This window comes from Marivirga tractuosa (assembly GCF_042140215.1).
GTDB classification, from domain to species: domain Bacteria; phylum Bacteroidota; class Bacteroidia; order Cytophagales; family Cyclobacteriaceae; genus Marivirga; species Marivirga tractuosa_A.
Window position 1 is genome coordinate 3251609 of record NZ_CP159478.1, and the last position, 14366, is coordinate 3265974.

The 14366-nt window shown below is 34.5% G+C and carries 17 protein-coding genes and 1 tRNA gene; 9 read left to right on the forward strand and 9 right to left on the reverse strand.

Going from position 1 to position 14366, the window contains the following annotated elements:
* Positions 1-44: 44 nt before the first annotated feature.
* The 3 genes from ABWH96_RS14625 to ABWH96_RS14635 form a co-directional block, all read right to left on the reverse strand.
* Positions 45-350: a type II toxin-antitoxin system RelE/ParE family toxin gene (locus tag ABWH96_RS14625; RefSeq protein ID WP_375578260.1), complete on the reverse strand. Its 306-nt coding sequence runs from the start codon at positions 348-350 to the stop codon at positions 45-47.
* Complete coding sequence (locus ABWH96_RS14630; protein WP_375578261.1) at positions 332-559, reverse strand: hypothetical protein; 228 nt, start codon at positions 557-559, stop codon at positions 332-334. The genes ABWH96_RS14625 and ABWH96_RS14630 overlap by 19 nt, the downstream gene beginning before the upstream one ends.
* Positions 560-628: 69 nt before the next feature.
* Positions 629-1468 carry an alpha/beta hydrolase gene (locus tag ABWH96_RS14635; protein ID WP_375578262.1) on the reverse strand — a complete coding sequence of 280 codons (840 nt, stop codon included), beginning with the start codon at positions 1466-1468 and terminating at the stop codon, positions 629-631.
* A 96-nt stretch (positions 1469-1564) separates the two neighbouring features.
* Here ABWH96_RS14635 and ABWH96_RS14640 point away from each other — a divergent pair, with 96 nt between their 5' ends.
* The 4 genes from ABWH96_RS14640 (at position 1565) to ABWH96_RS14655 (ending at position 2905) form a co-directional block, all read left to right on the forward strand.
* Positions 1565-1819 (forward strand): hypothetical protein, encoded by a 255-nt coding sequence (locus ABWH96_RS14640; RefSeq protein WP_375578263.1) that lies wholly within the window; start codon positions 1565-1567, stop codon positions 1817-1819.
* The gene (locus ABWH96_RS14645; protein WP_375578264.1) at positions 1803-2117 is read left to right on the forward strand and encodes a PIN domain-containing protein; all 315 of its coding nucleotides are present in this window, start codon (positions 1803-1805) and stop codon (positions 2115-2117) included. Before ABWH96_RS14640 ends, ABWH96_RS14645 begins: the two co-directional genes overlap by 17 nt.
* Before the next feature lie 96 nt (positions 2118-2213).
* Positions 2214-2675 (forward strand): cyclase family protein, encoded by a 462-nt coding sequence (locus ABWH96_RS14650; protein ID WP_375578265.1) that lies wholly within the window; start codon positions 2214-2216, stop codon positions 2673-2675.
* Positions 2630-2905, forward strand: coding sequence for a cyclase family protein (locus tag ABWH96_RS14655; protein WP_375578266.1), 276 nt, complete (start codon positions 2630-2632; stop codon positions 2903-2905). The genes ABWH96_RS14650 and ABWH96_RS14655 overlap by 46 nt, the downstream gene beginning before the upstream one ends.
* A 36-nt stretch (positions 2906-2941) precedes the next feature.
* On the opposite strand, the gene ABWH96_RS14660 is transcribed toward ABWH96_RS14655, so the two are convergent.
* Positions 2942-4231, reverse strand: a complete 1290-nt coding sequence (locus tag ABWH96_RS14660; RefSeq protein ID WP_375578267.1) for an aminopeptidase P N-terminal domain-containing protein — start codon at positions 4229-4231, stop codon at positions 2942-2944.
* A gap of 75 nt (positions 4232-4306) precedes the next feature.
* Between ABWH96_RS14660 and ABWH96_RS14665 the strand changes: the two genes are divergently transcribed.
* Entirely contained in the window at positions 4307-5791 is a 1485-nt protein-coding gene (locus ABWH96_RS14665; RefSeq protein ID WP_375578268.1) for a S8 family serine peptidase, read from the forward strand.
* A 2-nt stretch (positions 5792-5793) separates the two neighbouring features.
* Here ABWH96_RS14665 and ABWH96_RS14670 read toward each other — a convergent pair whose 3' ends face one another.
* Entirely contained in the window at positions 5794-6462 is a 669-nt protein-coding gene (locus ABWH96_RS14670) for a TlpA family protein disulfide reductase (RefSeq protein WP_375578269.1), read from the reverse strand.
* 86 nt (positions 6463-6548) lie between these two features.
* Complete coding sequence (locus tag ABWH96_RS14675) at positions 6549-7319, reverse strand: porin family protein (protein WP_375578270.1); 771 nt, start codon at positions 7317-7319, stop codon at positions 6549-6551.
* A 179-nt stretch (positions 7320-7498) separates the two neighbouring features.
* Between ABWH96_RS14675 and ABWH96_RS14680 the strand changes: the two genes are divergently transcribed.
* Positions 7499-7572, forward strand: a tRNA-Arg gene (locus ABWH96_RS14680).
* Between the two features lie 40 nt (positions 7573-7612).
* Here the strand turns inward: ABWH96_RS14680 and ABWH96_RS14685 are convergent.
* The 3 genes from ABWH96_RS14685 to rpoN are packed head-to-tail and all read right to left on the reverse strand — an operon-like array spanning position 7613 to position 10456.
* Positions 7613-8392 (reverse strand): enoyl-CoA hydratase/isomerase family protein, encoded by a 780-nt coding sequence (locus ABWH96_RS14685; protein WP_375578271.1) that lies wholly within the window; start codon positions 8390-8392, stop codon positions 7613-7615.
* A gap of 13 nt (positions 8393-8405) precedes the next feature.
* Entirely contained in the window at positions 8406-9023 is a 618-nt protein-coding gene (locus ABWH96_RS14690; RefSeq protein WP_375578272.1) for a PA-phosphatase, read from the reverse strand.
* Positions 9023-10456 (reverse strand): RNA polymerase factor sigma-54, encoded by a 1434-nt coding sequence (gene rpoN, locus ABWH96_RS14695; RefSeq protein ID WP_375578273.1) that lies wholly within the window; start codon positions 10454-10456, stop codon positions 9023-9025. Before rpoN ends, ABWH96_RS14690 begins: the two co-directional genes overlap by 1 nt.
* A gap of 168 nt (positions 10457-10624) precedes the next feature.
* Here rpoN and asnS point away from each other — a divergent pair, with 168 nt between their 5' ends.
* The 3 genes from asnS to ABWH96_RS14710 all read left to right on the forward strand — a co-directional run bounded on the left by asnS (position 10625) and on the right by ABWH96_RS14710 (position 14361).
* Positions 10625-12076 (forward strand): asparagine--tRNA ligase, encoded by a 1452-nt coding sequence (asnS, locus tag ABWH96_RS14700; RefSeq protein ID WP_375578274.1) that lies wholly within the window; start codon positions 10625-10627, stop codon positions 12074-12076.
* A 78-nt stretch (positions 12077-12154) separates the two neighbouring features.
* Positions 12155-13378 carry an imidazolonepropionase gene (gene hutI / locus ABWH96_RS14705; protein WP_375578275.1) on the forward strand — a complete coding sequence of 408 codons (1224 nt, stop codon included), beginning with the start codon at positions 12155-12157 and terminating at the stop codon, positions 13376-13378.
* Entirely contained in the window at positions 13369-14361 is a 993-nt protein-coding gene (locus ABWH96_RS14710) for a formimidoylglutamase (RefSeq protein ID WP_375578276.1), read from the forward strand. The genes hutI and ABWH96_RS14710 overlap by 10 nt, the downstream gene beginning before the upstream one ends.
* Positions 14362-14366: the final 5 nt, after the last annotated feature.

A 14366-nucleotide genomic window follows, 5' to 3' on the forward strand; every position in this document is an offset into this window, starting at 1 on the left:
TTATCGGATTTTGAGGAGAAAGGTTAGTGAAATTAACACTTTATTCAATCATTGGGTAATTGCAAATAATCCAAATCATTATTAGTATCCCATAGTCGCAATACCTCTATGGTATTTGATGTGATTCTGTAAAAGATCAAGTATTTTTTCAAGGGCTTTACTCTAACATCCTTATACTCTGTGATTTTTCCAGATTCAGGAAAAAGGCTTAGTTGAAATACAGAATGATCAAATTGCTGTTCAAGTTTATAGCAATAATCAAAGTTCTTATTACGATTACTCCAATATTCGTAAATATCAAGTTTATCATAAATGGCTCTTTTAGACCATCTTATTTCTTTTTGAACCATTCCTCTACTATCCTTTTTGCCTCCTCATTTGAATGAGAACCTTCTGATTCAATAGATTGAATTCCATTTTCAATCGCATTCTTTTGATTATCAGATAATTGAAAGACATCTTTAGAATTTGACTCAAAATCAATTAAATCTATAATCTCTTTAAGCAAATCTTCATTTTCAATTTTCTGAATCCTTTGAATTAATTTTTCCTTCAACATTTTATTGTGCATTTAACAAAATAACAGAAACAAGATCATTAAAGTTGTTGAAATATAAAATTAAAACAATCATTTCTTCTGAATAAATTCATCCATTTTGGTTGAATACCAGTTACCAAAACCACGAGTCTCAATTTCATGCTGAAATCCCATTAAATGGCCTCCATCATAAATTTTTATTACTGGTTTTATATTAAATTCATATCTATTTGATTTAGCATCCTGAGCTGTGGTGATTTTGTCCTCTTTCCCTGCAAAAAGTAAAATGGGAATATCAATAGCCTTCCATTTTTGGATATAGTCTTCAGATTTAATTGGTGAAAAAGTCTCTTTTCCCTTTACAGATTTTATCCTTTGAATATGATTCTCAGGATTATAGACGAATGCATCATAAATCAGAAAGTCAATGTTCCCCTTGATTTCCTCAAAAGCATAGGTTGTTACCATCGTCCCCATTGACCATGCCCAAATACCAATGTTTTTATCTTGAAATCTACTTTTAGTGAAATCTACTATCGCTTTTAAATCATTTGAAAACTCAAGATGGAATAGATTATTTGGCTTAATTTCAAAATCAGAACTTTTGCCAAATCCTCGATAATCAAAGGTGATGACAGTATAGCCTAAATTCGCCAAAATGGAAGCATGGTAAACGTAAAAGGACATATTCCCAGCATCGGGATATGCTAAAATCAGCACCTCATCTTTCTCATTATCAGGATTAGGTGCATAAATCCAAGTATTCAAATCAAATCCGTCTTCTGTAGTAACCGTTAACTCTTCATATTCCCAACCAATGGAATGGGGAGTTAAAGTATATTCTCTATCAGGATCAATGGCTAGTAGGTTAAACGGGAGGAAAAGGAGGAATAGAATTATTTTCATGGCTATAATATATAATCTGTACATTTTTTGACTTTATAAAATTCATAGAATAGCTATAATGAACGTTCCTTAATAAATATTGCATTTATAAAATAATTCGTATTTTTATAAAAAATAATTATGGCTTTATCCTTAACAGCTAAAACAATTGACAAATATTTTGGATTTCTCTCTCAACTTGATAATCGGTCGAAAAAAAACTTGATTATCAAATTAACTGAATCTATCGAAGAAAAAGAAAAAAAAGGAATCAGTTTAAAAGATATATCAGGAGCATGGGATGATTCTCGTGAGTCAGATGAAATTATTGAAGAAATCAGAAAATCAAGAGTTGAGAAACAGGATAATATTGATTTTAATGAAATACCTACCTGATACTAATATCTGCATACATTTTTTTAGAGGGAAATTTGGTGTAGCCGAAAAATTTGAAATGGCTAAAGCTGAAAATTGTGCAATTTCAGAAATAACCTTAGCTGAACTAGTTTATGGTGCCGAAAACAGTCAGAATCCTTTAAAAAATCACAAACTTGTTGAACAATTATGCGAAATCGTTTCAGTTTTACCTATTTATGATGCAATAACCATTTATGGAAAAGAAAAAGCTCGATTAAGAAAGACTGGGAACATGATTAGTGATTTAGATTTATTTATTGGTTGTACGGCAGTTTAGAATGAATTAATTATGATTACCGAAAACACAAATGAATTTGAAAGAATTTCAGGCATAAAACTTGAAAACTGGGTTGACAGAACTAAATAAAATAAAATGCCCGAAATCATTGACCTTAGCCAAGAAATTTATGAAGGAATGCCAGTTTTTAAAGACCTTCCTCAAGTCAAAATGGAAATCCATAATTCTCATGAAGAATGGGCTGGAATTAAAAATCCTGAAAAGCGTACACCAGCTGTACATAAATTGGAATTGGGTGAACATACCGGCACTCATGTAGATGCCATAAACCACATGGCGCCACAATATGAAGGGCAATCTATTGATAAAATGCCTTTATCTATGTTCTATACAGAGGGGATTTGTTTAGACTTCTCACATAAAAATCTAGCAGAATTAATAGAACCACATGAAGTTAAATTGGCTTGCGAAAAAGCTAATGTAGAAATTAATAAAGGTGATACTGTTCTACTTTACACTGACCATTACAGGAAACATTTCAATTCGGAAAATTGGGGAAATGGCCTGGTATTTCTGCTGAAACTGCTCGTTGGTTAGGAGAGCAAAAGATTTCAGCTTTTGGGGTTGAAACCATGTCTCCAGGTGTTAGAAAAGTCTCCAATAAAGAAGTCCATGAAATTTGCGGTGAATTAGTCTTCACACATTATGAAAACATGATCAATCTGCATCAACTTATCGGAAGAGGAAGATTCCGTTTTATAGCATTTCCTTTAAAAATAAGAGGCGGAACGGGTTCTCCGGTTAGGGCTGTGGCTGTTTTTGAATAAAAAAGCGATGACCTCTCAACCATCGCTTTTTATTTCTTAGCTATTCATTATATCTTCAATCTCATCAATTTCAATCGGAATATTGCCCATCATGTCGTGATGACCATCTTTAGTGATGACTACATCATTTTCCAAACGAATGCCTAAGCCTTCATTTTGGATGTAAATACCAGGCTCAATAGTGAATACCATACCCGGTTCAAATTCTCTATAAATATTGCCCACATCATGTACATCCAAACCAATGTGGTGAGAAGTGCCGTGCATGAAATATTTTTTATATGCTGGATTTGCTGGGTCTTGATTTTTGATATCCGTTTTATCCAATAAGCCCAAGCCTAACAACTCACTTTCCATCAATTTGCCCACTTCTTTATGGTATTCAGGAATTCTGTTACCTGGTGTTAAGATTTTATAACATTCCTTCATTACCCTCAATACCGCATTATAGACATCTTTCTGGCGTTGAGTATATCTTCCGTTAACTGGAATAGCACGAGTCATATCGGCATTATAATTACCGTATTCTGCTCCCACATCCATCAATAGTAACTCACCGTCTTTGCAAACATCCTTGTTCTCTATGTAATGCAAGACACAGGCATTAGCTCCAGAGGCCACAATTGGTGTATAAGCAAATCCTTTAGAGCCTTGTCGTACAAATTCATGTAAAACCTCAGCTTCCACTTCGTATTCCTTGACTCCGGGCTTAACAAATTTCAAAGTCCTTCTGAAGGCATCCTCTGTAATTTTACAAGCTCTTTCCATTTGAGAGATTTCCTGTGGATCCTTAATCGCTCTTAAATCATATAAAATAGGCGCTGCTTTTCTGTATTGATGAGCAGGATACCTTTCTTGTAACCATTTAATGAATCGCATATCCCTAGTTTCCACAGGAGTAGCATTTCTGATATGCTCATTGGTGTTGATGAAAACTTGTTCGGCTTCTGCCATTAAAGTATTGAAAACGGTTTCAAATTGTGATAACCACATCACAGTTGGGATACCTGAGGCAGCTGTGGCTTCTTCTTTGGTGTATTTATGCCCCTCCCAAACGGCTATGTGCTCGTTGGTTTCTGTCACAAACAAAATCTCTCTCCAGTTATCATTATCAAAATCTGGAAATAAAACCAAAATGCTTTCTTCCTGATCTATTCCCGTCAAGTAGAATAAATCACTGTTTTGCCAGAAGGTCATAGTACCATCTGCATTCATGGGCATCACATCATTGGAATTGAAAACTGCCAAAGAACGAGCTGGCATTTGTTTCATGAAATTTTTGCGGTTCTTTATATAAAGAGATGAATCTAAAGTTTTGTATCTCATAAATTTAGTTTTTATATCAAATAAATCGTTTTTGCTTCGTAAATTTCAAATTTACATTTTATTATCTCATTAGACATGTTAAAACAGGCTTTTTTCAAGACAATCTTCTTCATAATCCCTTTTTATCTGCTTTCGATTGCAGTTTTAGCACAGGAGAAGTATTGGCTGGAATTTAATATTGAAGATCTCAATATAAAAAGCAGCCAAATAGAATACTTAAAGGACAGTCTAAAAAAACAATTTCCTAAAGATTTGGTGTTTCATTATCAGTCGAAATGGAATCCTGTAGTGAGTATTTCCACCAAGGAAAAAAATGTAAGCTCCTTACAAGAATATGGATTTGTGAAAAGTCTAAAAACACAAAAAGAATTACAACCTCTATCCATTGAAACTTTAACGCCAATAGAATATTCTTATGCACTGGAACAAATTAAGGCTCACTTCATAACCGATAGCATGGGATTAAGTGGTAAAGGTGTGAAAATAGGTGTAATTGATGGTGGTTTTATGGGTGCAGATGCAGAACCATCCTTAAAACACCTAATCAAGAATGAGCAGATAAAATTTTTTCAGGACTACCTTTTAAAAGGAAATGATTATCCTTTCTATGGTAAAAGAATAGCCGGAGATGACCACGGAACTCAAGTTTTAAGAATGATAGCAGGATCTGATAATGGAACTTCCATAAAATACGGTATGGCTGAAAATGCGGAGCTATATTTAGCCAGAACAGATCACGGCATAAGGGAAAGAAGGTTAGAAGAAGATTATTGGGTTCAAGCAATTGAGTTGTTCCATGAAATGGGAATTCGATTGATCAATTCCTCTCTGGGTTATACGGATGGATTTGATAAAAGAAAAGAGAACCACAGTAAGAAAGAAGTAAATGGAAAAAGCAGTATGATTACTAAAACTGCTCAAATGGCTGCAGAAAAGGGAATGCTAATCGTGAGTGCTGCGGGAAATGATGGGCATAATAAGTGGGAGATTTTGTCTCTACCTTCAGATGCAAAAGATGTATTGACTGTCGGAGCAGTTCGTTTTGATGATTGGTCTAAGATTTATTACTCTTCCATAGGGCCTGAAAAATTGGATTATATTAAACCCGATGTAGCTTGCTTTGCTGCAAATGGCACTTCATTTTCAGCTCCTGTCATTACGGGATTAGCAGCTTGTATATGGGAATATGATAGTACATTGAGCAATCTTGAAGTCATCAATCTGATTAGATCAGGCAGCCATTTAAATGAAACCCCCAATAATTATATAGGTTATGGAGTCCCAGATAGCAAAAAAATCATTGGACTCTTAAAACAAGAAACTCCACCATCAAACTTAAAATCTATTACTTCTGATAAAGATTATATTGAAATTGAAATCCCAGATGGCATTGAGGTAGTAGTGGTTTTTCATAAAGAGGATTCAAGAAATGTAATAGAACAACAAACTGTTAAAATTGAAGAAGGGCAAACCAACTTAAAAGTTGATAAAATAGATAAAGCTAAAATTTCTACTGTCGTGGCTCAAGATCAGTTGCATTTAGAAATCAAATGGGAATGAAGCTATTTAGAGACAATCTTATCAAGTTCCCTTCTTAATCTTAACAAATTTGCTTCATGGACTTCTTCCTCGGTAACCTTAATTCCTCCAAAAGTACCTGATCTTGGAGCTCCCAATAATACATTTTGAATAATTCCATTAGCATCAATAGAAAAAGTAGCTGGAAATGGAAACACACTCTGAAATTCTCCCACTTCTAATTTTAATAACTTTCCAGCATTCACTTCCTTATCAGAAGGGATCAGATGAATATTTGAATTGAATTGATCGGCATATTTCTTTAGCTTATCAGAAGTATCATGTGCCAATACAATAAAACGAACCTCAGGATATTCTAATGACAGTTTATTCAATGCTGGAATAGAGCTAATGCAAGGAGCACACCATGAAGCAAAAAATTCTAACAAAACTGGTTTTGATGCTGTCAGCAAATTAATTTCATTACCATAATAATCCTTAAAACTGTAATTACCAATTGGTACACCATTGATGGAATCAGAAAAACTATTTAATTCATAAAACTCCACTTTATCTTGATATTCTGCCCCATATTTATTTTTCATAGAAACAGCAAAGTCTTCTAATTTATCTGCATATTTCTCATCTTCTTTTGAATTACAGTTTGATAGAAGAAAGAAAGTAAAAGCAAAAAGAAAATACTTGGGTTTCATAGAATACTAGATTTTAAACAATAAAAAAGCATCTAAATTTCTTTAGATGCTCTTCAATAAATTATTATTAAGTAGCTACTTCAATACTAGAATAAATTAAAACTCAATCCAAATCTAAATGGAGTTGTTTGGGTGGCAACGGGTACCTCAGCATTATTTAAAGGACCTCTTCCAGGATTGAATAATTCAGAAAAATCATATTCAAAATGAGCTCCAAAACCTGCTATACCAATTCTAAAATGGGCTCCGTAGCGGAATTGATTTAACTCAAAGCTTTCTTTTTGCTTAATTTTCTTAGTTTGTTCGTTTTCTACATATTTGATTTTAGTTTTCCCATTAATCAAATATCCTATACTACCCCCTGCAGATAAAAATAACCCACCATCGTCAATTTTGTCTTTATTGAAATAATATCTGAATTCTAGTGGAATATTTACATAATTTGATTCAAACTTAGATTTCTCTACAAATCCATTTGGTCCAGTCAAATCCTCACCAATGGTTTGAAGCCTTACATTTCTTAATTCGTCTGTTCCTGAAACCACTCCTAAAGTTGTAGAATCACCATCAAAGGCAAATTTGTCAAAGGAGAAATTAAAGCCAGCATTAAAAGTTAATTTAGAATTAGATATTTGTATAGGATACATATATCCAATTTTGAAGGAATTATTACCAAAAGTTCTCAGATTTAAATCCTCTACGTCATTATTGTACAACATATTTAAACCAAAGGATAATGTTAAATCCCCTTTTAAATCAGGTCTAGGCCCAAAGGTATTTTTTTCCTTTAAATTTTGGGCATTTATCGTAGCCGCAGCTGTAAGTATCGTTAAAGCAAATACGAATAATTTTTTCATTGGTAATGTTTTGAATTTTACTTTTGAATAACAAAGATAGCGTTTTATGCAGAGGATAAATAAATATTTCCTTTTTCTTATAAGAAATTATTTTCTACCTTTGCAAGCTCATTAGCAAACGTAGTTAATGATAAGATATTGTTTTCAAAAGCGAAAGCAAAAACCGAATCACAAAAAATGGCCTCGTAGCATAACTGAATAGTGCACCACATTACGGCTGTGGAGGTTGCAGGTTTGAATCCTGCCGAGGTCACTAAAAAACCGCTTAGGATAATTCCAAGCGGTTTTTTTATTTAATTCCCTTTAAACTCAGGTGTTCTTTTCTCTAAAAAGGCTTTTTTTCCTTCCTTATAGTCTTCTGAAGTTCCTGCTATTTGCTGAGAGTATTTTTCATATTCCAACATATCATCTAATGATGAAGTTGCTGCTTTATTCAACATTTTCTTAATCATGCCAATTGATTTAGTTGGCGCTTTTGCAAAATAATCAGTATATGATTTTACAGCAGAATCTAATTCATCATCTTTCACTACTTTATTGACAATTCCTAACTCATAAGCCTCTTGCGCAGTAATTTTAGTACCCATTGCACATAATTCAAAAGCTTTTTGATAACCTACCAAATTAGGAAGGAAGAATGAAGAACCAGAATCAGGCACTAATCCAATATTGATGAATACTTCAATCATCTTAGAAGATTCAGCTGCCACAATCATATCAGCCGCCAAAGCTAATGAACAGCCTGCCCCTGCTGCTACTCCATTTAATCTGGCAATAATCGGTTTGGGTAATTTGCGCATTGCCCTGATGATGGGATTATATCTTTTCTCTAATGAGTTATAAAACATCTTATCATCTTCATCACGAGCAGATTTCAAATCCTGACCAGATGAAAAAGCTTTCCCCTCTCCTGTTATGACTACTACCCTTACTTCTGGGTCTTTCCCAGCTGATTTCAAAGCATCTTGAAATTCATAACTGATACCATCATTAAATGCATTGTAAAAATCAGGACGATTAAAGGTGATGGTACAAACACCATCTTGAAGTTCGTATTTTAAAAACTCGTACATTATTTATTTTTTATTAATTAAATATCAAAATTGTGAGGAAATTTACAAAAAACCCAATCAGGAAACCAAACCATACTTGTCTGCTGTCATGAGCCGCTAATTTTAATCGGGCACTTCCTACTAATCCACAAAACAAAAAGCACAAAGCAACTGCATAGTAAAAATTAGAAGGCTCCGATTTTATAAGTAGCGCTAAGTAAATTCCCGTTGCTCCAGCAATGGCAATCGAATGGGCACTTACTTTCCACCAAATGGTAATTATTGTTAAGATTATGATGCTAATGGTTACCGATAATAAAATCACGGTCACCAAATTTGGGAATCGAAATTTTTCCCAAAACAGATAAGTAGTTGCCCCATAAAAAATAGCATTAAACAAAAACGGAAAGACTCGCTCTTTTCTGTCTTCCATATTTAGATTGCTAATATTGCGGGTAAATTTCAAAAGTAAAATCCCCATCAAAGGAATGAGGAAAGTGGTCATAAAAACCATGGACATAAAACGCCAAGCCAAATCTCCAGACATATTTAAAGCATAGGGAAGAAAAAATAAAATCCCTAAGAAAATATAGCTTGGAATAAGCAAAGGTTGAAAAACTATTGATATGAAATGCGCCCAGAATTTACTCACTATAACTCTTTTCTTAATCGTGCAACAGGAATATTCAACTGCTCTCTGTATTTAGCAACTGTTCTTCGGGCAATTTGATAGCCTTTTTCCTTTAATAATTTTTCTAATTTATCATCTGATAATGGCTTACTTTTATCTTCCTTATCAATAAACTCCTTTAAGGTATTTTTCACTTCTCTGGAACTCACATCCTCTCCAGAATCCGTGGCAATTCCTTCTGAAAAGAAGAATTTCAATGGGTAAATACCAAATTCAGTTTGAACGGATTTACTATTGGCCACTCTGGAAACCGTAGAGATATCCATATCAATTTTTTCGGCTATGTCCTTCAGAATCATTGGACGCAATTTGCTTTCATCCCCTTCCCTAAAAAACTCATATTGATATTCTAAAATAGCCTGCATAGTATTTAATAGCGTAAACTGACGTTGCTTAATAGCATCAATAAACCATTTGGCAGCATCCAATTTTTGCTTAACAAAACCAACAGTCTCTTTTAATTTCTTATCTTTTTTATCGCCTTTATCGTAGGCTTTCAGCATTTCAGAATAGGAAGGACTAACCCTTAAATCGGGTGCATTTCTTGAATTTAAGGTAATAACCTGTTCACCATTTTGATTAGTTAAAATAAAATCAGGCATTAAAAATTGTGTTCTTACTGCCCCTGAACCAGAACCACCTGGCTTTGGATTTAAACGCTTGATAGTATCGATTGAATCCTTAAATAGAGATTCATCCTCAATATCGAGCTTCTTCACTATTTTTTCATAATGCTTTTTAGAAAACTCCTCAAAGCATTCATCGATGATTCGATAAGCTAACTCTACTGCATCAGATTGGTCAATTTTTCTTTCCAGTTGAAGCAATAAACATTCCTGTAAATTACGGGCAGCAATTCCTGCTGGATCAAAATCCTGAATCTTAGTCAAAACGCTTTCTACCTCATCTTCATCAGTATTCACATTTTGAGAAAATGCCAAATCGTTAACAATAGCATTGATTTCCCTACGGATATAACCATCGCTTTCAATACTTCCAATTAACTGCTTTCCGATTTTATATTGATGTTTATCTAAACCCAAAAAACCTAATTGCGTCATTAATTGGTCATTCAATGTGGTACCCATAGCAATCGGCATCTCTTTCTCCTCCTCTTGCCCATTTCCATCACCTTGCATTCTGTAGCCAGCTTCATCATCATGCAGGTAATCATCTATATCAAAATCATCTGTAGCCTCTTCTTCATAATCATCCTCTTCATAATTATCTTCTTCGGGCTCTTCTTTCCCTTCTTCCAAGGCTGGATTTATCTCCAATTCTTCCTCAATTCGTGTATCCAACTCAGCAGTAGGCACTTGTAACAGTTTTATAAACTGAATTTGCTGAGGGGACAACCTTTGTCCTAAGGATTGTGAGAGTACTAATTTTTGCATAAATCTATTTCACTAAAAATTGTGCCAATGTTCTTACTTCAAATTTATTTTAAATTCTCGAATTAAGCATTAAAAATTTAATTATATGCACATTATATCTTTGATAAAAAGCCAATAATATCGAATTTTGGCGAATTAAAATTTACAATTTATAAACGCAATAATTTTATGACTGTTCCGGCAAGAATTAAAATCAATAAACTATTATCTAGTGAAGCTACTGAACAACAAGCAAATGTGAAAGGATGGGTAAGAACGAAAAGAGGTGGAAAACCTGTTTTTTTTATTGCGCTTAATGACGGCTCCACTATTAATAACATTCAAATTGTGGCTGATCCGGAAGTAATTTCAGAAAATATTATAAAAGATATCACCACAGGTGCTGCCATTAGTGTAGTCGGAAAAGTGGTGGCTTCTCAAGGGGCAGGTCAATCCGTTGAAATTTTAGCAGAAAATATTGAGGTTTTAGGAAAAGCAGATCCTGAAAAATATCCATTGCAGCCTAAAAAGCATTCTATGGAATTTATGAGGGAAAAAGCTCACCTCAGAATGCGAAGTAGTACTTTTAGTGCGGTATTTAGAATTCGTCATTCCTTGGCTTTTGCCATCCACCAGTTCTTCCACGAAAAAGGATTCTATAATCTACATACTCCTATCATCACCGCCAATGATGCGGAAGGTGCAGGAGAAACTTTCCATGTGACTAATTTCGATCTGGATAAAATCCCGATGACGGATGATGGAAAAGTGGATTATAAGCAGGATTTCTTTGGCAAAGAAACCAATTTAACGGTTTCTGGTCAGTTGGAAGGCGAATTGAGTGCCATGGCCTTAGGTGAAATTTATACTTTCGGACCAACTTTTAGAGCTGAAAACTCCAATACTACTCGCCATTTAGCTGAATTCTGGATGGTAGAGCCTGAAATGGCATTCTACGATTTAAATGACAATATGAATTTGGCAGAGGAGATGCTAAAGTATGTGGTGAAATATGCATTGGAAAACTGCAAAGAAGATTTAGATTTCCTAGCCAATAGAGCTGATGAGGAAGATAAACAAAAACCACAAAATGAGCGTCAGGAAATGGGCTTATTGGAAAGATTACAATTCATTTTGGAAAATGATTTTGAAAAAGTAAGTTATACTGAAGCAATCGAAATCCTAAGAAACAGTAAGCCAAATAAAAAGAAAAAATTCAACTACATAATCGAAAGTTGGGGAGCAGATTTGCAATCAGAACACGAAAGGTTCTTGGTTGAAAAGCACTTTAAAAAGCCTGTGATATTATTTGATTACCCAAAAGACATCAAAGCTTTCTACATGCGTCAGAATGATGATGACAAAACGGTAGGTGCTATGGATATTTTATTCCCAGGTATTGGCGAAATAGTGGGTGGCTCACAAAGAGAAGAAAGATTAGAAAAGCTGACTCAAAGAATGAGAGAAATGGACATTCCTGAGGATGAATTATGGTGGTATTTAGACACCCGTAAATTCGGTACTGCTCCTCATAGCGGATTTGGGCTAGGTTTTGAGAGACTTATGCTTTTTGTAACAGGAATGGGAAATATTAGAGATGTGATTCCATTCCCAAGAACACCGGATAACGCAGATTTTTAGATTACTGACAGAGGCTTATTGAATAGATAAGCCTCTGTTCATTTAATTACTTTTTTAGAGCTAAGAACTACTTTTTATATGATTATTACGAACATTAAATCACTTTACGGTACAAGAGAAACCACGCAATTGCTAAGAGGAAAGGAACTAGCTGATTTCCCTTCAATAGAAAATGCATTCTTAGAGGTTAAGAATGGAATGATAGTAGATTTTGGTAAAATGGAAAATGCCAAAATAGACGGTAAAGAACTGTTCGATGCTAAAGGAAAGTCTATTTTACCAACTTTTTGTGATTCACACACACATATTGTTTTTGCCGGCAGCCGTGAAGATGAATTTGTGCACAAAATAAAGGGACTAAGCTATGCTGAAATTGCCGCTAAGGGTGGCGGGATTTTAAATTCAGCTAAACGATTGGCTAAGACTTCCGAAGATGAGCTTTTTGACCAAGCTATGGTTCGAGTTGATGAGGTAATGCACCTTGGAACTGGTGCTTTGGAAATAAAAAGTGGTTATGGATTAAGTCTGGAAGCTGAGCTCAAAATGCTTCGGGTAATCAGAAGAATAAAAGAAACAGTCAATATTCCTGTAAAATCCACATTTTTAGGTGCACATGCTTTCCCAGAGCCCTATAAAGAAAATAAAGAAGCTTATGTAAAGCTCATCATAGATGAAATGTTGCCTACCATAGCAGATGAGAAATTAGCAGATTATATTGATGTGTTCTGTGAAACAGGTTTTTTTGATGAGAAATTAAGTGAGCAAGTCCTGAATGCAGGTGCAAAATATGGATTGAAAGCAAAAATTCATGCTAACCAATTGAATAATAGCGGAGGAGTTCAACTAGGAATTAAAACCAATGCCCTTTCTGTTGACCATTTGGAAACTTTGGGTGATGAAGAAATATCATTATTGGGCAAGCATGATATTATCTCAACTTTACTACCATCCGCAGCATTTTTCCTAAGAATGGGCTTTCCTCCTGCTAGAGAATTAATTAATGCTGGAGCTGCTATTGCTTTAGCAACCGATTATAATCCAGGCTCTTCCCCAAGTGGTAATATTCCATTGCTAATTTCTTTAGCCTGTATTCAAATGAAAATGACACCTGAAGAAGCTTTTAATGCGGCTACTTTAAATGGTGCTTATGCTATGGATGTAGAAAAAGAAGTGGGTTCCATTACTAAAGGAAAAAGTGCTAACTTAATCCTCACGAAGGATATTCCATCTTTGGCTTATATGCCTTATGCATTTGGCTCTCAGAATATTGAAAAAGTTATGATAAAAGGAGAATGGATATAAATCACTTTCAACTTTTTGAGGAAAAAGATTTAAATAGCTATTTAAAGCCTAGAGAAGGAGAAACCAAAATTGGCGAAAAAATCAGCTACGGAGCTGATTTTAAGAACTCAAATGCCCGATTTGTCCTATTGGGAATTGAAGAATCCATTGGCGTTAAAGGAAATTTGGGTGTTAGTGGTACTCACACAGCTTGGGAAGCATTTTTGAATTCTTTTCTCAATATTCAGCACACCAACAAATTGAATGGTGAAGTTATTCACTTATTAGGAAATTTTAATTTTCAGGAATTGGCTAAAAATGCTAATTCTGTTGAAGATTTTAGAAAATTAGTTCCTATTATTGATGATACAGTATTTCCTTTGATACAAGAAATTTCAGAAGCAGGAAAAATTCCGATTATTATTGGCGGAAGTCATGCCAATGCTTATCCTATCATAAAGGGAGTAAGCTTATCAAAAAATGCTGCCATTAACGTGATGAATTTGGATGCGCATGCTGATTTCAGAGCTTTGGAAGGCAGACACAGTGGCAATCCTTTCAGCACTGCAAAAACAGAAGGATTTATGGCAGACTACAGCATATTAGGTTTATATGAAAATTACAACAGCCAAAATATGCTGGATGAAATGGCAAAGCATAAGGGCATTCGATACTACTACTGGGAAGATATTTATTTAAGAAAGAAAATCACTTTTGAAGATGCTCTAGCTGATTTCATACAACTCAACCAAAATAAAGCCTGCGGAATTGAATTGGATATGGACAGTATAGAAGGTGTATTAAGCTCAGCCATGACACCCTCTGGTTTTTCCACCAAAGAAGCCAGATATTATGCTTACAAAAGTGGTCATAATTTAACTCCTGCCTATTTCCATATTTGTGAAGCTGCAACCGAATTAGAAACTGGTTTAAAAGAGAATAGTACAGGTAAATTACTCTCTTATTTGGTAAGTGATTTTGTTAAGGGTGTAGAAGAGAGGTAGAAGAG